Annotated in this window: 23 protein-coding genes; 16 read left to right on the forward strand and 7 right to left on the reverse strand. The window is 74.4% G+C overall.

The window, feature by feature from the left end; translation table 11 throughout:
* Positions 1–62 precede the first annotated feature (62 nt).
* The 10 genes from VG869_16360 to VG869_16405 all read left to right on the forward strand — a co-directional run bounded on the left by VG869_16360 (position 63) and on the right by VG869_16405 (position 9,375).
* Positions 63–476 carry a cytochrome c maturation protein CcmE gene (locus tag VG869_16360; protein ID HEV3452758.1) on the forward strand — a complete coding sequence of 138 codons (414 nt, stop codon included), beginning with the start codon at positions 63–65 and terminating at the stop codon, positions 474–476.
* Positions 473–2,503, forward strand: coding sequence for a cytochrome c-type biogenesis CcmF C-terminal domain-containing protein (locus VG869_16365; GenBank protein HEV3452759.1), 2,031 nt, complete (start codon positions 473–475; stop codon positions 2,501–2,503). Before VG869_16360 ends, VG869_16365 begins: the two co-directional genes overlap by 4 nt.
* Entirely contained in the window at positions 2,500–3,042 is a 543-nt protein-coding gene (locus VG869_16370) for a TlpA disulfide reductase family protein (protein HEV3452760.1), read from the forward strand. Before VG869_16365 ends, VG869_16370 begins: the two co-directional genes overlap by 4 nt.
* Positions 3,039–3,494, forward strand: a complete 456-nt coding sequence (locus VG869_16375) for a cytochrome c-type biogenesis protein CcmH (GenBank protein ID HEV3452761.1) — start codon at positions 3,039–3,041, stop codon at positions 3,492–3,494. The genes VG869_16370 and VG869_16375 overlap by 4 nt, the downstream gene beginning before the upstream one ends.
* A 4-nt stretch (positions 3,495–3,498) precedes the next feature.
* Positions 3,499–4,359, forward strand: coding sequence for a tetratricopeptide repeat protein (locus VG869_16380; protein ID HEV3452762.1), 861 nt, complete (start codon positions 3,499–3,501; stop codon positions 4,357–4,359).
* Complete coding sequence (locus VG869_16385) at positions 4,356–4,829, forward strand: peptidylprolyl isomerase (GenBank protein HEV3452763.1); 474 nt, start codon at positions 4,356–4,358, stop codon at positions 4,827–4,829. Before VG869_16380 ends, VG869_16385 begins: the two co-directional genes overlap by 4 nt.
* Positions 4,830–4,841: 12 nt before the next feature.
* Positions 4,842–5,738 (forward strand): DNA-3-methyladenine glycosylase 2 family protein, encoded by an 897-nt coding sequence (locus VG869_16390; protein HEV3452764.1) that lies wholly within the window; start codon positions 4,842–4,844, stop codon positions 5,736–5,738.
* 43 nt (positions 5,739–5,781) lie between these two features.
* Entirely contained in the window at positions 5,782–6,561 is a 780-nt protein-coding gene (locus VG869_16395; protein HEV3452765.1) for an oxygenase MpaB family protein, read from the forward strand.
* Between the two features lie 100 nt (positions 6,562–6,661).
* Positions 6,662–8,947 carry an aconitate hydratase gene (locus VG869_16400; protein HEV3452766.1) on the forward strand — a complete coding sequence of 762 codons (2,286 nt, stop codon included), beginning with the start codon at positions 6,662–6,664 and terminating at the stop codon, positions 8,945–8,947.
* Positions 8,944–9,375 carry a hypothetical protein gene (locus VG869_16405; GenBank protein ID HEV3452767.1) on the forward strand — a complete coding sequence of 144 codons (432 nt, stop codon included), beginning with the start codon at positions 8,944–8,946 and terminating at the stop codon, positions 9,373–9,375. Before VG869_16400 ends, VG869_16405 begins: the two co-directional genes overlap by 4 nt.
* Before the next feature lie 3 nt (positions 9,376–9,378).
* Here VG869_16405 and VG869_16410 read toward each other — a convergent pair whose 3' ends face one another.
* Positions 9,379–10,725: a CUAEP/CCAEP-tail radical SAM protein gene (locus tag VG869_16410; GenBank protein ID HEV3452768.1), complete on the reverse strand. Its 1,347-nt coding sequence runs from the start codon at positions 10,723–10,725 to the stop codon at positions 9,379–9,381.
* A gap of 96 nt (positions 10,726–10,821) precedes the next feature.
* Positions 10,822–12,006, reverse strand: a complete 1,185-nt coding sequence (locus VG869_16415; protein HEV3452769.1) for an ATP-grasp domain-containing protein — start codon at positions 12,004–12,006, stop codon at positions 10,822–10,824.
* Positions 12,007–12,023: 17 nt separating this feature from the next.
* Between VG869_16415 and VG869_16420 the strand changes: the two genes are divergently transcribed.
* Positions 12,024–12,650 carry a NifU family protein gene (locus VG869_16420; GenBank protein ID HEV3452770.1) on the forward strand — a complete coding sequence of 209 codons (627 nt, stop codon included), beginning with the start codon at positions 12,024–12,026 and terminating at the stop codon, positions 12,648–12,650.
* A 6-nt stretch (positions 12,651–12,656) separates the two neighbouring features.
* Here the strand turns inward: VG869_16420 and VG869_16425 are convergent, their stop codons facing one another.
* Genes VG869_16425 through VG869_16440 form a run of 4 tightly spaced genes read right to left on the reverse strand, consistent with a single transcriptional unit; the run spans position 12,657 to position 15,791 of the window.
* The gene (locus tag VG869_16425; GenBank protein HEV3452771.1) at positions 12,657–13,373 is read right to left on the reverse strand and encodes a DUF169 domain-containing protein; all 717 of its coding nucleotides are present in this window, start codon (positions 13,371–13,373) and stop codon (positions 12,657–12,659) included.
* 28 nt (positions 13,374–13,401) lie between these two features.
* The gene (locus tag VG869_16430) at positions 13,402–13,863 is read right to left on the reverse strand and encodes a VOC family protein (GenBank protein ID HEV3452772.1); all 462 of its coding nucleotides are present in this window, start codon (positions 13,861–13,863) and stop codon (positions 13,402–13,404) included.
* A gap of 7 nt (positions 13,864–13,870) precedes the next feature.
* Positions 13,871–15,016 (reverse strand): cysteine desulfurase family protein, encoded by a 1,146-nt coding sequence (locus VG869_16435; protein ID HEV3452773.1) that lies wholly within the window; start codon positions 15,014–15,016, stop codon positions 13,871–13,873.
* A gap of 10 nt (positions 15,017–15,026) precedes the next feature.
* Entirely contained in the window at positions 15,027–15,791 is a 765-nt protein-coding gene (locus VG869_16440) for a helix-turn-helix domain-containing protein (GenBank protein ID HEV3452774.1), read from the reverse strand.
* Between the two features lie 53 nt (positions 15,792–15,844).
* Between VG869_16440 and VG869_16445 the strand changes: the two genes are divergently transcribed.
* The 5 genes from VG869_16445 to VG869_16465 are packed head-to-tail and all read left to right on the forward strand — an operon-like array spanning position 15,845 to position 20,920.
* Positions 15,845–16,993 carry an Mrp/NBP35 family ATP-binding protein gene (locus VG869_16445; GenBank protein HEV3452775.1) on the forward strand — a complete coding sequence of 383 codons (1,149 nt, stop codon included), beginning with the start codon at positions 15,845–15,847 and terminating at the stop codon, positions 16,991–16,993.
* A 39-nt stretch (positions 16,994–17,032) separates the two neighbouring features.
* Complete coding sequence (locus tag VG869_16450; protein HEV3452776.1) at positions 17,033–17,263, forward strand: DUF3107 domain-containing protein; 231 nt, start codon at positions 17,033–17,035, stop codon at positions 17,261–17,263.
* Between the two features lie 7 nt (positions 17,264–17,270).
* Positions 17,271–18,242: an ArsA family ATPase gene (locus tag VG869_16455; GenBank protein ID HEV3452777.1), complete on the forward strand. Its 972-nt coding sequence runs from the start codon at positions 17,271–17,273 to the stop codon at positions 18,240–18,242.
* Positions 18,239–19,426: an ArsA-related P-loop ATPase gene (locus VG869_16460; GenBank protein ID HEV3452778.1), complete on the forward strand. Its 1,188-nt coding sequence runs from the start codon at positions 18,239–18,241 to the stop codon at positions 19,424–19,426. Before VG869_16455 ends, VG869_16460 begins: the two co-directional genes overlap by 4 nt.
* Positions 19,427–19,435: 9 nt before the next feature.
* Positions 19,436–20,920: a sensor histidine kinase gene (locus tag VG869_16465; GenBank protein ID HEV3452779.1), complete on the forward strand. Its 1,485-nt coding sequence runs from the start codon at positions 19,436–19,438 to the stop codon at positions 20,918–20,920.
* A gap of 41 nt (positions 20,921–20,961) precedes the next feature.
* On the opposite strand, the gene VG869_16470 is transcribed toward VG869_16465, so the two are convergent.
* On the reverse strand, positions 20,962–21,252 hold the full coding sequence (locus VG869_16470; protein ID HEV3452780.1) for a WhiB family transcriptional regulator: 291 nt from the start codon (positions 21,250–21,252) through the stop codon (positions 20,962–20,964).
* Between the last annotated feature and the right edge of the window lie 112 nt (positions 21,253–21,364).

A 21,364-nucleotide genomic window follows, 5' to 3' on the forward strand; every position in this document is an offset into this window, starting at 1 on the left:
GCGGCGTACTGGCTCCGGCTCGGCGCCCGCATCCGGCGCGCCGAGCGCCTAGACCGAGGCGCATGAAGCACCGTCGCCGTCGCACCTACGTCGCGATCGCCATGTGCGTCGGTGCGCTTGCGGCGATCATCGCCTTGGTCGTCGTGCTCTCCCAGAACATCCAGTACTTCCGGACGGTCTCGGAGGCGGTCGCGCATCGCCAGGACAGCTCTCGCTTCCGCATGGCGGGCGCAGTCGTGAACGGCTCCATCGTCCCGACTCGGGCCGGCGTCGACTTTCGCGTGACCGACGGGAAGGCAACGGCACGGGTGGTCCAGCACGGCGACCCGCCCCAGCTCTTCAAGGACGGCGCCCCGATCGTCTGCGAGGGCCACTGGGCCGCCAACGGGAGCTTCGCGTCGGACCGGATCTTGATCAAGCACGGCAGCGACTACCGGCCGCCGGCCGTGAAGCAGTCGTCGGCAGGCGGCCGATGAAGGCGTCGCTCGGGATCTTGGGCGTCGCCCTCGGCGCGAGCGCGGCCGGGCTCGGGATCGTCACGCTGGCCCGGGGGCTCTGGTCCCACGACGATCACCTCTTGACCGTGGGCCGCCGGTTCCTGTTCGCCGTGCTCGCCGCCGCCGCCGTCGCCGCCGGGGCGATGGAATGGGCGCTGCTCACCCACGACTTCTCGCTGCGGTACGTGGCGGAGAACAACGCCCGGGCGACCCCGCTCCTCTTCACCGTCACCGGCCTCTGGGCCGCGTTAGAGGGCTCGATCCTCCTGTGGACGCTCGTGCTCGGGGGCTACCTGGCGTACATGGCGCACCGGTTCCGAGCCCGGGCCACCGATCCGGTGGTGGCCTGGGCGAACCTCGTCGGGCTCGTCGTGGCGCTGTTCTTCTTCGCGCTCATGCTCGGGCCCGCGAACCCGTTCCGGACGCTGAGCTCGGCGCCGGCTGACGGTCGCGGTCCGAACGCCTTGCTGCAGGACCACCCCCTGATGGCGTTCCACCCGCCGCTGCTCTATCTCGGGCTCGTCGGCTTCACGGTCCCGTTCGCGTTCGCGGCGGCCGCACTCATCACCGGCCGCTTCGGTGAGGGCTGGCTCGAGGACACGCGCCGCTCGACGCTCTTCGCCTGGGGCTGCCTGGGGGTCGGCATCATCCTCGGGGCCTGGTGGAGCTATGAGGTGCTGGGCTGGGGCGGGTTCTGGGCCTGGGACCCAGTCGAGAACGCCGCCCTCCTGCCGTGGCTGACCGCCACGGCGTTCCTCCACTCGGTGATCGTCCAGGAACGCCGCGGGATGCTCCGAGTCTGGAACCTCTCGCTGGTCCTGGCGACCTTCTGCCTCACGATCCTCGCCACCTTCCTCACCCGCAGCGGCGTGCTCAACTCGGTCCACTCGTTCACCGAGTCCGGCATCGGGCCGTGGCTGCTCGTGTTCCTGGCGATCGTCGCTGCCGTCGGCGTCGGCCTCATCGCCTGGCGCGGGGACCGGCTGCGCTCACCCGGGCGCATCGACGCCCCCGTGTCCCGAGAGTCGGCGTTCCTGGTCAACAACCTGCTCTTCGCCGGGCTCGCCTTCGTCGTCCTCCTCGGCACCGTGTACCCGCTACTGGCCGAGGCGCTGCAGGGCCGCCAGCTCTCGGTCGGGGAGCCGTACTTCAGCCGGATGACCACGCCGCTCGGGATCGCGCTGCTGCTGCTCATGGCCGTGGCGCCCGCGCTGCCGTGGCGGGCGTCGACGGCCGAGGTCCTCCGCCGGCGCTTGATCGTCCCCGCCTACGCAGGCGCGGCGACGATGCTCGTGGCCCTGGCGCTCGGCACCCGAGGCGTCACGACGGTGCTGGCCTTCGGGCTCGCCGCCTTCGCGGTCGCCGGCGTGGCGCGCCAGTTCGTCGTCGGTGTCGCGGCGCGTCGCCGGGCCGAGGCCGAGCGCTGGCCGAGAGCGTTGCGACGGACGGTGGGTGGGAACCCGCGCCTCTACGGCGGCCTCGTCGTGCACGTGGGCGTGGTCTGCATCGCCCTGGCCCTGGCCGGGTTCGGGGCCTTCACGACGAAGCGCGAGGTGCAGCTCGCCCGGGGCCAGTCGGCCACGGTGAGCGGGTATCGGCTCACCTACGTCGGGTCCCGCACGGTGCGGAGCGCGCAGAAGACGAGCGTGAAGGTGCTCGTCGCCATTCACCACGACGGCAGCAGCCTCGGCGTGTACGCCCCCGCGATCTCCACCTTCCCGAACACCGCCGAGGGCATCGGGACGCCCTCGGTGCGGTCGGGGTTGCTGCGCGACGTCTACCTCACCGTCGTGTCGACCCCGAACCAGCGCGGTCGGGTGACGATCGGCGTCGGCATCAACGCGATGGTGGTGTGGCTCTGGATCGGCGGCGGCGTGGTCGCGGTCGGGACGGGGATCGCGCTGTCGCCCCGCCTCCGTCGGCGGGCCCGGTTGCCGCTCGAGGTGCCGGCCCGGGATCCGGTCGCGGACCCGCGGCCCGAGGAGCCCGAGGTCGTGCCGGTATGAGCCATCCCGCCCGGTGGGCCGCCGTCGCCGTGGGCGTGACCGTGGCGGCCTTCGGGATCGTGCTCGCCACCCAGGTCGGGACCAACCCGCAGGCCGCGACCGAGCGGAGCCAGCTGGTCGGGAAGCGGGCGCCCACCTTCACCGCGCACACCTTCGACGGCCAGACGCTCTCGACCCAGAGCCTGGCGGGGAAGCCGCTGCTCGTGAACTTCTGGAACTCGTGGTGCATCCCGTGCCAGCAGGAGCTGCCGTCGCTCCGGCAGTTCGCGCAGCGCCACGCCGGCGACTCGAGCTACGTGCTGCTCGGCGTGGTCCGAGACGACACGACGGACGCCGCCCGGCAGTACGCGAGCGCCGAGGGGATGACCTGGCCGCTCGCGGCTGACCCCGGCGCCGCCCTCTCCCTGGCCTTCGGGACGCGTGGCCAGCCGGAGACCTACGCCATCTCCCCGAGCGGCGTGATCGCCGGCGCCGAGATCGGACCGGCGTCGGTCGGCACCCTCGAGACGCTGCTCGCGGCGGCGCGAGCGGTCCGGTGACGACGCGAGGGGCTCTCAGCTGGGCCGGCCTCGCCGCCGTCGTCGTCGCCGCGCTGGTGTGGGCGGCGTGGCCCAGCTCGGGGTCCCGGACGGCGGCGCAGCGCGCCCACGAGCTCGGCACCGAGCTCCGGTGCCCCGACTGCCAGGCCCTCTCCGTCGCCGACTCGTCGAGCAGCACGGCCCGAGCGATCCGAGCCGACCTGCAGCGGCGGACGGCGGCCGGCGAGTCCGACGCCACGATCCGCCAGGTCTACGTCAACCGCTACGGCGAATCGATCCTCTTGAAGCCGTCCGGCAGCGGGTTCGGGATCCTGGTGTGGGGCCTGCCCGTGGTCGCGGTGGCGCTGGCCGTCGCCGGCCTCGGCTTTGCGTTCGCGCGGTGGCGTCGCCAGCCCCGCCTGCGCGCGACGCCCGCCGACGAGGTGCTCGTCGAGCGGGTCCGCAGCGGGTGAGCTGATGACCGAGGTCACGGAGCCGGCCGCCGAGGGGCGCGAGGGCCTCGAAGCCGAGCGCGACTTCCTGCTCCGGTCGCTCGACGACCTCGAGGCCGAGCGCGCCGCCGGCGGGATCGACGCCGAGTCGTACGCCCGCCTCCACGACGACTACACCGCCCGCGCCGCGGCCGTGATCCGCCAGCTGCGGGACGGTGTCGACGCGCTGCCGGCGCCGCCGACGAAGTCGATCCGGCGGCGGGCGCTGATCCTGGCCGCGGTGCTCGGGTTCGCCACGCTCGCGGGGATCGCGCTCGCCGCCGCGCTCGGCGCCCGCCTCCCGGGCCAGACCTCCTCGGGCAACAGCGCCGTGCGCACCGGCTCCGCCGCCGACACGGCCACGGCGGCCCGGCAGGCGCTCCAGGCCGCGGTGGCCCGCAACCCGCAGGACGTCCAGGCCCGGCTCCTCCTCGCCAGCGCGCTCGAGCAGGGCAACGACCTGGCCGGCGCCCTCGCCCAGTACGACCAGATCACGAAGATGGACCCGTCGAACGCCGAGGCCGAGGCCCAGGCCGGCCGCATCCTCTACCTGACCGCCCAGGCGTCCCCCGCGAACGCGGCGCGGCTCGTGAGCCTCAGCCGGGCTCGGCTCGACCACGCCGTGCAGCTGAACCCCCAGTACCCCGACGCCCACTTCTTCCGTGCCATCGTGCTCGCCAACGAATTCCAGGACTTCGTGGGCGCCCAGAACGAGTGCCAGCGCTACCTGGTGTTGGCCCCGAACGGCCAGTACGCGGAGCCGGTGCGCCAGCTCCTCGCCCAGGTGACCAACGCCCTGACGGGACCCCCCGCCACGTCCGCTCCGAGAGGAAAGGCCAAGCCGTGACCGCACCCCCTGCCCACCAGATCGACGACTCGAAGGGTTACCGCGCCACCATCGACACCGACCGCGGCGGCATGACCCTGGAGCTCGACCCCCAGCTGGCCCCGAACACGGTCAACAACTTCGTGGCCCTGGCCCGCCAGGGCTACTACGACGGGCTCACGTTCCATCGCGTGGTCCCCGAGTTCGTGATCCAAGGTGGGTGCCCGGAGGGCACCGGGCGCGGCGGCCCCGGCTACAAGTTCGCCGACGAGCCCGTTCGTGGCGAGTACACGCTCGGCGCGGTCGCGATGGCGAACGCGGGCCCGGACACGAACGGCTCACAGTTCTTCATCTGCATCGACGACTGCACCACCAAGCTCGCCAAGTCCTACAACCTCTTCGGTCACGTCGTCGACGGGGTCGACGTTGCCCAGTCGATCGCGGTGGGCGACGTGATCCGATCGGTCACCGTCGAGGAGCACGACCGCTGACATGATGCGCCGGTGCGTGAGCGCCGGCTCCGGCCGCCCGGCCCCCTCGACCTGACCCTGACCCTCGGCCGGCTCCGCCACGGACGGCAGGACCCGTGCCTGCGCCTCGGCTCGGGCACGGCGTGGCGGGCCACGCGCACGTCGGCGGGGGCGGCCACCCTGGCGCTGACCGCCGAGGGCGGCGAGATCGCCGCGCAGGCGTGGGGTCCCGGTGCGGACGCCGCGCTCGAGCAGCTCCCCGAGCTCCTCGGCTTCGACGACGACCCCACCGGGTTCGGGCCCGCGCCCGGCCTCGTGCGCGACCTGCACCGCCGGCGGCCGGGGCTGCGGCTCGGGCGGACGGCCGCCGTCGTCGAGACGCTCGTCCCCACCGTCGTCGCGCAGCGGGTCACCGGCGTCGAGGCCGCTCGGTCGTACGGGAGCCTGGTCCGACGCCACGGCGAGCCGGCGCCGGGCCCCTGCGGGCTGCTCGTGCCGCCCGCCCCCGACGTCCTGGCGGCGCTCCCGTACTGGGCGTTCCACCGGTGTGGGATCGAGCAGCGGCGGGCCGAGACGATCCGGCGCGTCGCGGCGCGCGCGTCGCGGTTGGAGGCCGCGACGGCGCTCGCGCCCGGCGAGGCGACGCTCCTGCTGACGGCGGTGCCGGGGATCGGCGCGTGGAGCGCGGCCAAGGTGGCCCAGGCCGCGCTCGGCGACCGCGACGCCGTCTGCGTCGGCGACTACAACCTGCCTCACCTCGTGGGGTGGGCGCTCGCCGGGGAGCGGCGCGCCACCGACGAGCGGATGCTCGAGCTGCTCGCGCCGTACCAGGGCCAGCGGGCGCGCGTCGTCCGCCTCCTCGAGTTGTCCGGGCGCTACCCGCCGCGCCGCGCGCCGCGCGCGGCGCTCCGGTCGTTCGCGGACTGGTGAGGCGATGGGGAGCGTCCGCCCGCCCGCTCGTAGCATGCCGGCGATGGACACCGGCCTGTTCGGTCCCGACAGCGTGGCCTGGCGGCTCCACGCCGACCCCGCCATGCTCGCCGGGGGGCTGCGGGCCCTGCTCGTCCAAGCGCTCGAGCCGCGGGCCATGGCCGGAGTCGACCAGCACAGCCGCTACCGGGTCGACCCGTGGGGCCGGCTCCAGCGCACCACCGAGTTCGTGTTCCTGACCACCTACGGCGACCACGCCACCGCCGAGGCGGCCTGCGAGAAGGTCCGGCGGGTGCACGAGCGGGTGCAGGGCCTGGACCCCACCACCGGGCGCTGGTACCGGGCCAGCGACCCGGACCTGCTGCTCTGGATCCACGCCGTCGAGGTGCACTCCTTCGTCGTCGCCTACCGCGCGTACGCGGGCCGGCTCGACGACGAGGACGCCGACCGCTACGTGTCCGAGATGGTGCGGGTGGCCGAGCGGGTCGAGCTCCCGGTCGGCCTGGCCCCCCGCACGATGGGCGAGGTGCGCGAGTACCTCCGATCGGTCGACGGGCTCGAGGTCACGCCGGCGGCTCGGGAGGGCCTGCGGATGATCTTCTTCCCGCCGATGCCGCTGCCCCTCCGACCGCTGTGGGCGATCCCGGCCATGGCCACGCTGGCGATCCTGCCCCGCGTGGCGCGCCGGCTCTACGGCCTGCCCTGGCCGGCGCCGGTCACGCTCCCGGTGCGGGCGAACGTGTTCGCGCTGACCCGGGTGATGAACACGCTCCTGCCCCGGGCTCCGATCATCCGCCGGGCTCGGGCCCGCGTCGCCGCCTGAGCCACGGCGCGGTCGGGGGCGTCACCTCGACGCCGGTGCCGACGCAGAGTTCGCCGGCTGCGGGACGTAGCCTGCGAGGAGTGCCGAGTGAGGAGCGCCGATGGCCGAATCGCAGGTCGGACCCACCACCCCGCTCGAGCTCGTCGAGTCCCGGTACCGCCGCTACCCAGAGTCCGTAGCGGCGGGCCGACGGCGGCTCGGCCGGCCGTTGACCTTCACCGAGAAGGTGCTCCTGGCCCACGCCGACGACCCGGAGACGGTCGGCCTCGACCGTGGCGCGGCATACGCCAACTACCGGCCGGACCGGGTCGCCATGCAGGACGCGACCGCCCAGATGGCGCTCCTGCAGTTCATGACCGCGGGCCTCGACCACGTGGCGGTGCCGACCACCGTGCACTGCGATCACCTGATCCAGGCGCACACGGGGGCGGGCCCCGATCTGACCGCGGCGCTGGACACGAACTCTGAGGTCTACGAGTTCCTGCGCAGCGTGTCGTCGAAGTACGGGATCGGGTTCTGGCAGCCGGGGTCCGGGATCATCCACCAGGTCGTGCTCGAGCAGTACGCGTTCCCCGGCGGGATGATGATCGGCACCGACAGTCACACACCGAACGCCGGCGGGCTCGGCATGGTCGCGATCGGGGTCGGCGGCGCCGACGCGGTGGACGTGATGGCCGGGTGGCCGTTCAACACCCGCGTGCCGCGGCTCATCGGCGTGCGGCTCACCGGTCGGCTGTCGGGCTGGGCGGCCTCGAAGGACGTGATCCTCGCGGTGGCCGGCGTCCTCACGGTCAAGGGCGGCACGGGCGCGATCGTCGAGTACTTCGGACCGGGCGCGGAGTCGATCTCGGCCACCGGGAAGGCGACGATCTGCAACATGGGCGCGGAGATCGGCGCCACCTGCTCGGTGTTCCCCTACGACCATCACTCGGGGCTGTACCTGAAGGCGACCGGGCGAGAGGCGATCGCCGGCCTGGCTGACGAGCACGCTGACCAGCTGCGCGCCGACCCCGAGGCCGAGGCGGAGCCCGAGCGCTTCTACGACCGGGTCATCGACATCGACCTCGACGACCTCGGCCCGCACATCGTCGGGCCTCATACCCCCGACCTCGACCGCCCCCTGGCCGAGCTCGCCCGAGTGGCTGCCGAGGAGCGCTACCCGCTCGACATCTCCTACGCCCTGGTCGGGTCGTGCACGAACTCGTCGTACGAGGACATCGGACGTGCTGCGCACGTCGCTCGGCAGGCCAAGGCGCAGGGCCTCTCGGTCCGGTCCCCGTTGCTGGTCACGCCCGGCTCGGAGCAGGTGCGCGCCACCATCGAGCGGGACGGCCTGCTGGCCGACCTCGAGGCGATCGGCGCCACCGTCCTGGCCAACGCCTGCGGCCCGTGCATCGGGCAGTGGCAGCGGGACGACATCCAGCCCGGGGAACGCAACACGATCGTGTCGTCGTACAACCGCAACTTCCCGCGCCGCAACGACGGCAACGCCGAGACGCTGTCGTTCATCGGGTCGCCCGAGACGGTCGTCGCCATGGCCCTGACCGGTCGGCTCGACCACGACTTCGTCCACGAGCCGATCACCGCGTCGGACGGGCACGAGGTCCGGCTCGACCCCCCGGCAGCCGACGAGCTGCCCGCCGCCGGCTTCGATCCCGGCGAGTCCGGGTTCGTCCCTCCCGCCGCCGATGGCGCCGCGGTCACGGTGATCGTGAAGCCCGACTCGGAGCGCCTCGAGCTGCTCGAGCCGTTCCCGGCGTGGGACGGGCAGGACCTGCTCGGCCTCCGGGTGCTGGTGAAGGCGGTCGGCAAGTGCACCACGGACCACATCTCGCCGGCGGGCCGGTGGCTCCGTTACCGCGGCCACCTCACGAACATCTCCCAGAACTTGTTCAGTGGGGTCAACAACGCGTTCTCGCTCGACGAGGCGGGGACGGGCGTCGACGTGCGGGACGGAACCCGTCGCCCGCTCCCCGAGCTCGCGCGCGCCTATAAGGACGCGGGCATCGCCTGGGTCGCGATCGGCGACGAGAACTACGGCGAGGGTTCGTCGCGTGAGCACGCGGCGATGGAGCCCCGCTTCATGAACGGGCGGGCGATCATCGTCCGCTCCTTCGCCCGGATCCACGAGGCGAACCTCAAGAAGCAGGGCGTGCTGGCGCTCACCTTCGTCGACCCCGACGACTACGAGCGGGTCCTGGCCGACGACACCGTCGACATCATCGGGCTGGCCGAGCTCGCCCCCGACCGGCCGGTGACGGTCCGCCTCCGCCACGCCGACGGCGAGAGCACCGATGTCTCGTGCCGGCACACGATGTCCGAGGAGCACATCGAGTGGTTCCGCGCCGGGTCGGCGCTGAACGTGCTGCGACGGCCGCGGGGATGAGGGCCCGCGTCGCCGCGCTCCTGGCGGGCGCGGCGGTGCTCGCGGCCTGCGGCGGGGGCGGCGGCGGGCGGGTGCAGACCCGGCCGCCAGTCACGAGCGCCCCGACCGTCCCGTCGACCCTGCCGTCGGCGGGAGGTCCGTCGGTGACGGTCGGCATCATCTGCTCCACGCCGACCGACGCCGCGCAGGCCGTCGTCAACGCCTGGATGGCCGCCGACCCGGCCGCGGCCCAGCGCTGCGCATCACCCGCGGCGGTCGGGACCCTCTTCGCGCGGGCCCGGGCGGCCTGGACCTTCCAAGGCTGCGACGGGCCGGACCCCGGGGTCCCGCAGTGCACGTACGCGTACCCGGGCGGTCACGCCTCGCTCACCCTCGCCGGCACCGAGGCCCAGGGCTGGAAGGTAGACCGCGTCGCGTTCGGCCCGTGATCGTCAGGGCGCCAGCGGGAGCAGCTGCGCCTGCGTTGGCTCGGCGCAGCAGAACCACGGCTCGCTGAGCCTCGGCACCGCCGCCGCGCGCGCCTCGTCGACCGCGACCGGGGGGAGCCCGAGCGCGGCGCGGACCCGGCCGTAGACGGCCGGGATCGACGCGCCGGCTTCCGTCTCGGCCTCGACGAGCCCGGCCAGCTCCACCTGCAGCGCGTCGACCGCCGGATCGGCGGCCCGCCACGCGTACGTCGCCCGCTCTTGGTCGTACGAGCCGAGGTGCGGGACCACGTCGGGGTGGTCGAGGAGCAACGAGCCCGGCGGCAGCAGCAGCCGGATCGTGTACTGCACGGGGTCGACGTTGCCGACGAGGTCGTGGGCGGCCACGAACTCGACCAGGGCCTGGAGCTGCTCGAGGGTGGTCCAGGGCGTGAACGGCAGCCAGGACGGGCGCACCTCGATCCCGTGCGTGCGCAACAGCGTCACCGCCGCGGCCGCGTCGGCGGTCGTGTGGCCCTTGTCGAGGCAGGCCAGCGTCCGGTCGTCGACGCTCTCGAAGGCCGAGACGACGAACAGGCACCCGGCGGCCGCCAGCTCGGGCCAGAGGTCCTGGTGGGCGAGCACGTGCTCCACCTTGACCGTGCAGTCGTAGGTGAGGGCCGGGAACCGTTCGTGGACGGCTCGGACGACGCGGCGGGCGTGGTGGGGGCCGTTCAGGAAGTCGGGGTCCGCGAAGGTCAGGTGCTCGGCCCCGGCTGCGACCTGCTGGGCGACGTCGGCGAGGACGGCGTCGACGCCCACGACGCGGATGCGGCCGTCGTAGACGACGGGCACCGGGCAGTGCCGACACCGGTGCGCGCAGCCGCGGCTCGCCTCCACGGCCCCGACGAGCCGCTCGCGGTCGCCCCAGCGGAGCCGGGCGTACCGGTCGAGGGGCGGGAGGAGCTCGCGGGCCGGACGCGGGACCTCGCCGCCGTCCCGCTCGAGGTGGACGACCCGGCCGTCGTCGGCGCCGTCGATCCAGGCGAGGAGCGCGGCGTCGGTCTCGCCGGCGAAGACCCGGTCGGCGCGGTCGGCCATCGCCGCGCCGTAGAGCCCGAAGCAGGCCACCGGGAGCTCGGGTCGGCGCCGCCGCACCTCGTCGATCACCTGCCGCGCGATGCGGGTGGCGGTGTGCATCGGCACGGAGCAGGCCACGCGGTCAGCCCAGTCGACGAGGCCAGGGTCCCACGGCTGCACCGCCAGGTCGTGCCCCCGGACCTCGTGGCCGGCGGCGCGGAGCCGGGCGGCGGGGCCAGCGACGCCGAGCGGCTGATGGCCGAGCTCGTAGCAGGACACCAGGGCGACGCGCATCGGGCCGAGGCTAGGCCCGGTCGCCCGGCCCGGCGCCGAGCCGGCGGACCGGTCGCCGACGCCGCGGCCCCGCCGCCGGCCGAAGCCGACCGGCGCTCAGGCGATCTCGACCGTCAGCCGCGCGTGCGCGCGTCGGAGCGCGTCCTCGACCCCGGCCGGATCCGGGGCGCGGGCGAACAAGAACCCGAGGTAGCGGTCACCCTCGGGCAGGGCCCGCACGGCGCGACCACGCGGGATCGTGACCTCGAGCCCGACGATCCCGGGCACGGCGCGCGCGTCGTCCTGGCCGCGGACTGCCACCAGGGTGCCGGAGCGCGGGATCGGCAGCATCATCACGCCCGATGCCTGCGGCTCGCGGGTCAGGTCCTCGATCGGCAGCTGCAGCGCGTGCCGCAGGATCACCTCCTCGAGGCTGATGCCGGCGCCGAGCCGGAGCGAGCGCGCGCACAGCCCGCCGATCGAGCGTGCCGCTACCTCGAGCACCGACACGCGCCCCTCGTGGACTCGCAGCTCGGCGTGCACCGGACCCTCGGTGAGGCCGAGCGCGCCGGCGGCGTCGGCGGCGACGCGTCGCACCGACGCCAGCGTCTCCTCGGGAAGCCGCGACGGCGTGACGTAGATCGTCTCCTCGAAGTAGGGGCCCTCCATCGCATCGGGCTTGTCGAACACCGCCAGCACGGTGAGCTCGCCGCCGCGGAGCAGCCCCTCGACCGCGACCTCGACGCCGGGCACGTACTCCTCCACGAGCAGCGGCTGGCCGGCGATGGCCGCCGCCTGGCGCGCGGCCGCCTCGGCGCCCGCGGGGTCGTCGGCGCGGATCACGCCCCGGCTGGCCGAGGACCGCGTGGGCTTCACGACCCGAGGCCAGCCCACGTCGGGGAGGTCGTCCGGCGCCGCCAGCCGCGCGTAGCGCGGCTGGGGCACCTCGGCGGCGGCGAGGGCGTCGCGCATCGCCGCCTTGTCGCGGGTGCGGGCGACCGCGTCCGGCGGGTTGTGCGGGAAGCCGAGGCGCTCGCCGGCCTGGGCCGCGACGACGACGCCCTGGTCGTCGACGGCGACGACGGCGTCGATCGGGCTGCGGGCGTCGAGCGCCTCGATGACCCGCGCCGCCTGGTCCGGATCGTCGAGGGGGACCGTCACCGCCCGGTCGCCCATCGTCGCCGCCAGCACCGGCGCCTCCTCGGAGGCGACGACGACCTCCACGCCGAGGGCCCGGGCCGCAGCGACGAAGTCGGCGGCCCGGTAGGTCGCCGTGGGCAGCAGTAGGAGCGCACGGGGCACGGTCTTATGATGGCCACATGAGCGACGAGGCCCAGCCAGCGGTGGTCGTCACCGACGCCGCCCGCGAGAAGATCCTCGAGGTTCGGGCCGACGAGCCCGACGCCGACGCGCTCGCGCTGTGGGTCGAGGTGAGCGGCGAGTCCGCGGGGGCGTTCAGCTACACGATGGAGCTGCGCCCGCTGGCCGAGGCCGGGACCGACGACCTCGTGCAGCGCCACGACGACCTGTCCCTCGTGGTGCCGGCGTCGAGCGTCGATCGCCTCCGAGGCGCGACCTTGGACTTCGCCGGCGCCGGGATGGTGATGCAGAACCCGAACCGGCCGGCGGCGGCCCCGAGCGCGGGCTCGCGTCCCTCCGCCGACCTCTCCGGGCCGGTGGCCCAAGCCGTGCTGACGGTGCTCGACGAGCAGATCAACCCCGCCATCGCCGCCCACGGGGGCCAGGCCGACCTCGTGGCGGTGGAGGAGGGCGTGGCCTACGTGCGCATGTCCGGCGGGTGCCAGGGCTGCGGGCTGGCCGCCGTCACCCTGACCCAGGGCATCGAGGTCGCGATCCTGGACGCCATCCCCGAGATCAGCTCGGTCGTGGACGTGACCGACCACGAGGCCGGCGACAACCCGTACTACGAGTCGGCCAAGAAGTAGCGCCGCTCAGCTGAAGCGCTTGGCGTCCTCGGCGGCGTAGCGCGCCACCGCGGTGTCGGCCCGGGCGGTGGCGACGACCGCGTCCAGCACCGCCGGCAGCTGCGCGGCCGGGATCGCGCACGTCATCTCGGTGGCGGGCATGCCGGTCCGGACCCGGCTCAGCGCGCAGCCGACGCTGGCCGCGGCCTCGCCCTGCTCCTTCGCCACCGCGACGATGTGGCACTGGGGCTTGCCCTCGATTCGGAGCCCCGGGAGGGCGTCCGAGAGGACCATTAGCTGCTTCGCGTGCACGCGCAGCAGCACCACGTCGGGGTCGACGGTCGTCTCGGCGAGGGGCCCGTAGGTCACCGCGCCGGGGCGGGTGCGCACGGTCGGGATCTGGGGCACCGCGTCCATCGTCACCCAGCCCGCCTCGAGGAGCGTCGCGACGTCAGCGCTCGTGGCGACGTCCTCGAGCGTCGTGAACCCGTGGGTGACGCTGCCGACCGAGCAGTTGGCGTGGTCCTCGGCCACGGTCGAGAACGTGCGCTCGGTGGCGTGGGTCCAGAACACGCAGCCGGCGGGCACGCGGCCGGTTCGCCCGTCCGCGGTCGGGGGCGGCGTCGGGGCGTCGAAGGGCTCGACCTCGGGGGGCGGCTCGGCGCCGAAGGTGATCGCGATCGGGGGCGCGGCCAGGTTCAGCGCGTCGGTCAGCTCGCCCGCGAGGCCCGGCCAGTCGGTCACGCCCCCACGCTACCGAGGCGCTCGGTCCTCAACCGTGCCGGGCGATCTCGGCGTCGAGGTCGAGGGGCGCGACCGCGGCGTCGTGCTCGTGGGCGCCCCACTCGTCGCGGGGCAGCATCCACATGACCTCGAACTCGTTGCCGTCCGGGTCGTGCCCGTAGATCGACTTCGTGGCCCCGTGGTCGGACTCGCCGGCGTAGGCCCCCACCTCGCGGAGCGCGTCGCGGGCGGCGCGCAGGTCGCGGACGGAGCCGACCTCCCACGCCAGGTGGTAGAGGCCCACCCGACCCGCCTCCGGGCCCGGCGCGCGCGGCCCGACCGAGAACAGGCCGAGGTCGTGGTGGTTCTGGGACCCACGCGCCCGCAGGAACGCCGCGCCCGGGAACTCGGCCACGGTCTCGAACCCGAACGTCGAGCGGTAGAAGTCGGCGGCACGGGCCGCGTCCCGCACGTAGAGGACGGCGTGGTTCAGGCGCTGGACCGGGATCATGGCCACCTCAGCCGCCGCGGAGGGCCCGCAGCTTCCCGATCACCTCGGGGAAGGCGGCGCCGAAGGCGGCGACGTCGGCGTCGGTGGTGCTCCAGCCCACGCTCGGCCGCAGCGACCGCTCGGCGTCGACCCCCATCGCCGCCAGCACCGGTGAGGGCTCGAGCGCCTCGCTCGAGCACGAGGAGCCGGAGTGCACCGCCACGCCGTGCTGGTCGAGGCCCAGCAGCACCGGCTCGGCCTCGACGCCGTCCACGGCGAGGCACACCAGGTGCGGCAGGCGCGCCGTCGGGTCGCCGAGCTCGTGGACGCCCTCGACGGCGGTGGCGTCGGCGACGAGCCGGGTGGTCTGGGCGCGGGCGGTCTCGGCCTCGGCGTCGAGCCGGCCGGCGGCGTCGAGCTCGGCGGCGGCGGCGCCGAAGCCCACGATGGCGGGGACGTCCTCGGTCCCGGCCCGCCGGGCCCGCTCCTGGTCCCCCCCGACCACGAACGGCGGCAGCCGGACCCCACGCCGCACCAGCAGCGCCGCCGCCCCCTTCGGCCCGCCGAGCTTGTGGGCGGTGACCGAGCAGAGATCGGCGCCGAGCTCGCCGAAGTCGAGGCGCACGTGGCCGGCGGCGGCGCAGGCGTCGACGTGGACGAGCACCCCCCTGTCGCGCGCGCCCGCGACCACGACGGGAACCCCGCCCTGGAGGGTCCCGACCTCGTGGTTGGCGAGCTGCACGGTGACGAGCGCCGTCTCCGGTCGGAGCGCGGCGACGACCTCGTCGCCGTCGAACCGGCCTCGCCCGTCGACCCCGACGACGGTGACGTCAGCGTCGGCGCGTCGGCACGACTCCAGCACCGCCGAGTGCTCGACCGCGCTCGTCACCACGTGCGGCCGCGCCGGAGCGGCCGCGGCCCGGGCCACCGCGCCCCACACGGCCGCGTTCACGGCCTCGGTGCCGGTGGCGGTGAACACGACCTCGCGGGGTCGGGCCCCCAGCAGCGCGGCCACCTCGACACGAGCGTCCTCGACGGCGACCCGGGTGACGCGGCCGTCGCTATGGACGCGCCCGGGGTCGGCGGGGTGGTCACGCAGGTAGGGGAGCATCGCCTCGAGCGCCACCGGTCGCAGCGGCGAGGACGACGCGTGGTCCAGGTAGGCCCGGCTCACGGGCTTGCCTTCAGACCCGGGCGACGCAGTGGTCGCTGCCCTCGGGGCGGCTGGCCTCGAAGTGCGGGGACGTCTCCCCGTACAGGCCGGCGAGCATGCCGCGGATCATGCCCCGGTCGAGCGCGCACACGACGTGCGGGTAGCGCTGCGCAGCGTCGCCGAACGGGCAGCACTCGGACACGATCGTGAAGTCGTCGCCGTCGGCCTCGGCGTGGGCGGCGAAGCCGTGGGCGGTGAGGGCGTCGGCGACCGCCGCGATCGCGGTGCGAGCCGACCGGTGCCCGGCGCCGGGGTCCATCCGCCGGGCGAGGTCGCGGCCGTACTCGTAGCCGACCTGGTCGGCGAGGGCCTCGGCCGGCTCGGGCCCGAGGGCGTCGAGCGCGCCGGCGAGCAGGCTGGCGAGCACGCCGTCGTGGCGGAGCGGGAGGGCGAGGGTGTCGTGGCCCGAGGCCCGGTAGCGCTTCGACGGGCGGCCGGCGGGCCGGGCCCCGTCCCCGGGGCGGGCGATCTCCACGAACAGGTACCCGCCGCCGGTGAGCTTCTCGAGGTGGTGGCGCGCCACGTTCGGGTGGAGGGCGAAGCGCTCGGCGACGTCGGCGGTCGTCACCCCCTCGGCGGCCTCCCGCACGAACAGGTAGATGTCGCGGCGGGTCGGGTCCCCGAAGGCGTTCGTCACCGCGGCGACGGCCGCGGTGAACTCGTCGGCGCTCAAGGCGCGTTCCCCGGCGGTGACGTCGGGGTCGTGGAGCGCCCGCAGGGCGGGTTCGCCGGCCACGCCGGTATTCTACCTACGCTGGTAGTGGAAAATCCCGTTCCCGGAGTGCCGCCGTGACCGTGTCCGACGCCGACGTGCGGGCGGCGCTGCGCGGGGTCGAGGACCCCGAGCTGGGGCGCTCGGTCACCGACCTCGGGATGGTCGCCGGGGTCGAGCGGGACGGGCCCGCGGTGGTCGTCCGCCTGGCGCTGCCGCTCCCCGAGGAGGGCTGGCCGCCGGACCGACTCGACGACCGGGTCCGCGCCGCCGCCCTGGCGCTGCCCGGGGTGGAGCGGGTGGCCGTCGAGCACCGGCCCATGACCGAGGCGGAGGCGGCCGGCGCCGCCCGGGTCTTGCGCGGCGAGCCGGCCGCGAACCCGCTGGCGGTGGTCGACGCCGCCGCCGGGCCGGCCCCGCCCTCGCCGCGCCGGAACCCGTTCACCGACGCCGCCACCCGGGTGCTGGCGGTGGCGTCGGGCAAGGGCGGCGTCGGCAAGTCGTCGGTGACCACGAACCTGGCGGTGGCGCTGGCCGCCCGCGGCCACCGCGCCGCGGCCCTCGACGCCGACGTTTGGGGCTTCTCGCTGCCGCGCATGTTCGGCGTCGACCATCCCCCGGGGCTCGTCGACGACGTGATCGTCCCGCCCCGAGCCCACGGGGTGCAGCTGGTGTCGATGGGCTTCTTCGCGCGCGACGACCAGGCCGTGATCTGGCGGGGACCGATGCTCCACAAGGCCCTCGAGCAGTTCATCACCGACGTGCACTGGAACGACCCCGACCAGCTCCTGGTCGACCTGCCCCCCGGCACCGGGGACGTGGCCCTCTCGATGGCCCAGCTGCTGCCCCGAGCCGAGGTGATCGTCGTCACCACCCCCCAGCCCGCGGCGCAGCGGGTGGCGCAGCGGAGCGCGGCGATGGCCGAGCGGGTGAACCTGCCCGTGGTCGGCGTCGTCGAGAACATGTCGTGGTTCACCGGCGACGACGGGAAGCGCTACGAGATCTTCGGGGCCGGCGGCGGCCAGGCCCTCGCCGACCAGCTCGGGGTGCCGCTGCTCGGCCAGATCCCGCTCGTGCCGGCGCTGCGGGCCGGCGGCGACGAGGGCCGGCCGATCACCGTCGCCGAGCCCGACAGCGAGGCGGCGGCGGCGTTCGTCGCCATCGCCGAGCGCCTCGACGCGCTGGCGCCCCGGCGGGTCCGCCACCCCGAGCTCCGCATCTCCTGAGCGGAGCCGCACCGGCCCGGTTCGACGTACAGTCGTCGCATGGACGTCCGGATCGGCGTGCTCCACTCCCCGAAGGAGCTGACCGTCGAGGTCGACGGCGACGCCGCCGAGCTCGAGGAGTCCGTGAACGACGCCCTCCGCGAGGATCGGTCGGTGCTCTGGCTGACCGACGTGAGCGGCCGACGGGTCGGCGTGCCGGCCGAGCGGGTCGCCTACGTGGAGATCGACCTGGACGGCAGCACCAAGCGGGTCGGGTTCGGACCCGGCTGAGCGCCCGGTGACCCCGGCGTCGCTCGGCGCAGGCTTCCTCGACCGCCGGCTCCTCTTCTTCACCGGCAAGGGCGGGGTCGGGAAGAGCACGGTCACGGCGGCGTCGGCGTTGCTCGCCGCCGACCGGGGGCGGCGGGTGCTGCTCGTCGAGGTCGACGCCAAGGGCAACCTCACGTCGCTGTTCGAGCACCCGCCGGTCGGCTTCGACCCGGTGGAGGTGTACCCCGGGGTCAGCGCCATGCAGATGCGCACCGAGGCCGCGCTCAGCGAGTACCTCCGCCTGAACCTGCGGGTCCCGGTGCTCGGCCGCCTCGGGCCGCTCGCCAACGTCCTCGACTTCGTCGCCACCGCCGCGCCGGGCGTCAAGGAGATCCTCACCGTCGGCAAGGTGTGCTGGGAGGTCCGGGAGTCGCTGCAGGGTCGCGCCGACTGGGACGTGGTCATCGTCGACGCCGCGGCCACCGGCCACGTGGTCGCGCAGCTCGACTCGCCGCGCGCCATCCAGGAGCTGGTGCAGGTCGGGCCGGTCCGCCAGCAGACCGAGTGGATGGTCCAGCTCCTGTCGGACCCGAGCGTGACCGCCCTCCATGTCGTCACCGCGCCCGAGGAGATGCCGGTGAACGAGACCATCGAGCTGGTGGCGCGGGCGCGGGCCGAGCTGGCGGTGCCGCTCGGTTCGGTGGTCGTCAACCGGGTGCTGCCGGAGCCGTTCAACCGCGCCGACGAGCCCGCCTTCGAGGCGCTGCTCGACGGCCCGGCCCGGGACGAGCTCGAGGCCGACGTCGGGACGGGGGTCGGCGCCGTCCTCGAGGCGACGCGGCTGGCGGTGTCGCTGCGCCGGTCCCGGGCCGCCCACCTCGCCCGGCTACGCGACGTCGGCCTGCCCCTGCTCTACCTCCCGTACCTCTTCGTGCGCGATCACGGACTGCGCGTGACGCGCGTGGTTGCCGACCACCTCGCACGCGAGCTCGGGCTGTGACGTCGACGAGCATCGAGCCGCTGCTCGCCTCCCGCGAGATCGTGGTGTTCTGCGGCTCGGGCGGGGTCGGGAAGACCACGACGGCGGCCGCCACGGCGCTGGTAGCGGCGGCCGAGCTCGGCGGCCGGGTCCTCGTGCTCACGATCGACCCCGCCCGCCGCCTCGCCGACGCGCTCGGCCTCGAGTCCATCGGCAACGTCGAGCGGCGGGTGCCCGACGAGGCGCTGCGAGGCGCGGGCCTCGAGCCTCGCGGCGAGCTGTTCGCGGCGATGCTCGACACCAAGGCGTCGTGGGACGACCTCGTCTTGCGCCACGCCCCCGACGAGGAGACCGCGTACAAGGTCCTTGGGAACAGCCTCTACCAGAACATCACGGCCCGCTTCGTGCAGAGCCACGACTACATCGCCATGGAGCGCCTCTACGACCTCCACACCAACGGCCGCTACGACCTCATCGTCGTCGACACGCCGCCGACCCGAAACGCCATCGACTTCCTCGAGGCGCCGAAGCGCATGGCTGAGTTCTTCGGGGGGCGGCTGCTGCGGTGGCTGACCATGCCGTACCGGCTCGGCGGGCGTCGCGGCGCCCGGGTCGTGAACTTCGCCAGCCGGCCCTTCTACCAGCTGGCCGACCGGATCCTCGGCAGCCAGTTCCTCCAGGACATCGCCGAGTTCTTCCTGAGCTTCCAGAGCATGTACGACGGGTTCGTCGCTCGCGCCGAGGCCGTCGAGCGGCTCCTCCACGACCGGCGCACGACGTTCGCGGTCGTCACGACGCTGGAGGGGGCACCGCTCCGCGAGGCGGAGTTCTTCGCCCGGGAGCTCACGCGCCGCCAGTACCCGTTCGGCGCCATGGTGCTGAACCGGGTGCTGCCCGAGTTCCTGTCCTCGGCCGACGGCCAGGCCGCGGCGGCGACGCTCGCCGACCACGCCGACGAGATCGCCAAGCAGCTGGCGGGCCTCGACGAGCCCGTCCTCCAGGAGCCGGACCGGGTCACCCGGGTGCTGCGCACGATGGCGGGGACGTTCCGTGACTACAGCGTCGTGGCCACGCGCGAGCGGGAGCTGCGAGCCGAGGTCGCGGGGCTGCCCGAGGTCGTCGCCTCGGTGCCGGCCTTCCCCGACGACGTCCACGACCTCGCCGGGCTGGCGCAGATCGGCCGGGCGCTGCTCGGGACTCCGTAACCTCTGCCTATGGCCGTCGGGCTGCTCGACCTCGCGCACGCGAACACCGACCTGCAGGGCGCGGCGCTGCGGCACCTGCAGCGGCTCGTGGCGTCGTGGCAGCCGCTGGCCGACCTGTGCTTCGCCGACCTCATCGCCCTGGCCCCGGTCGAGGGCGAGGAGGGGCACCGCTTCGTGGTGCTGGCCCACGTCCGTCCGGTCACGGGCCAGACCCTCTACCCGGCCGAGCTCGTGGGCACCGTGGTCCAGGAGGTGGAGCGGCCGCTCGTGGCCCGCGCCTGGCGGAAGCACGAGATCGTCGGCGGCGACGCCACCGTGCTCGGGTCGGCGGAGCGGGCCCGCACCCAGTGCATCCCGCTCCTGCTCCGCGACGAGCCGATCGCGGTCGTGAGCCGGGAGGCGCCGACCGCATCGGGCCGGCGGCAGGGCGAGCTGGAGCGCGTCTACCTCGACACCTTCGAGCGCTTCGCGCGGATGATGACCGAGGAGGCGTTCCCGTTCGCCCGCGACGAGGTGCAGCTGGAGGAGGCACCCCGTGTCGCCGACGGCGTGATCCTGCTCGACGACCAGCTCCAGATCCGGTTCACGAGCCCGAACGCGATCAGCTCGCTGCACCGGATGGGGATCCACGCCTACACGAACGGACTCCAGCTCGGAGAGATCGGCTTCGACCAGGACGCGGCCGAGACCGCGTTCCGGCTCCGGGTCCCGGTCACCGAGGAGATCGAGCGCGGCGAGACGTCGCTGCTCATCCAGGCCATCCCGCTCCTCGAGCACGGTCGTTCGACCGGCGCCATGCTGCTGGTCCGCGACGTGACCGACCTCCGCCGTCGTGACCGGATCCTGCTCTCGAAGGACGCCACGATCCGCGAGATCCACCACCGGGTGAAGAACAACCTCCAGACCATCGCCGCGCTGCTGCGGCTGCAGGGGCGCCGGCTGCACTCGACCGAGGCCCAGGAGGCGATCAAGGAGTCGGAGCGGCGGATCCGGTCGATCGCGATCGTCCACGAGACGCTGTCTCGCGACGCCGCCGACATCGTCGACTTCGCCGACATCATCGGCCCGCTCGTCCGCGTCGTCGAGGAGACGGTGTCGACGCCGGAGCTGCGGCTGCACTTCGACGTCGAGGGCGACGCGGGCTGGCTGCCGGGAGAGGTGGCCACGCCGCTGGCGGTCGCGCTCAACGAGCTGATGCAGAACGCGGTCGACCACGCCTTCCCGGTCGACGAGGGCGGCCCGAGCGAGGGTCACGTCCGGGTGCGGCTCCGCCGCGGCGAGGGCGAGCTGGCCATCGACGTCATCGACGACGGCGTGGGGCTGCCGCCCGGCTTCACGCTCGAGCAGTCGCGCGGGCTGGGCCTCTCGATCGTGCAGGGGCTGGTGACGAGCGAGCTCGGGGGCTCGCTCGAGCTCCGCGACGACGGCGGCACCCGCGTGAGCCTGCGGGTCCCGCTGAAGCCGGCCGGGCGGGTCGAGCTCGAGACCCTCTAGGCGCGGCGGCGCCGGCCGGCGCGGAGCCGGTCAGGAGCGGTTCAGCAGGCGGCGCGCTGGCGGGCGACCCAGGCCTTGCGGAGCTTGCGGCGCTCCTCCTCGGTGGTGCCGCCCCAGATCCCGGCCTCCTGGTTGGTGGCGAGGGCGAACTCGAGGCACTCGTCGGTGACGAGGCAGGCGGTGCAGATGCGCCGCGCCGTCTCGATCTGCTCGAGGGCCGGGCCGGTGGTCCCGATGGGGAAGAAGACGTCCGGGTCGGAGTCCCGGCAGGCTGAGCGCCCCCGCCAGGCCTCGGCGTCCCAGTCGTGCGTGCGGATCCACGTCAGCGCCACTGCTGTCCTCAGTTTCTCGGCCTTCGGGCCGTCGAACCTTGCCCCCGCTGCCGGGCCGACAGGCTCCGGCGCGTCCCTGCTCCCGGGCCGTCGCCCTGGAGCCACGGAGCGT

The organism is Acidimicrobiia bacterium, assembly GCA_035948415.1.
Lineage (GTDB): Bacteria > Actinomycetota > Acidimicrobiia > IMCC26256 > PALSA-555 > PALSA-555.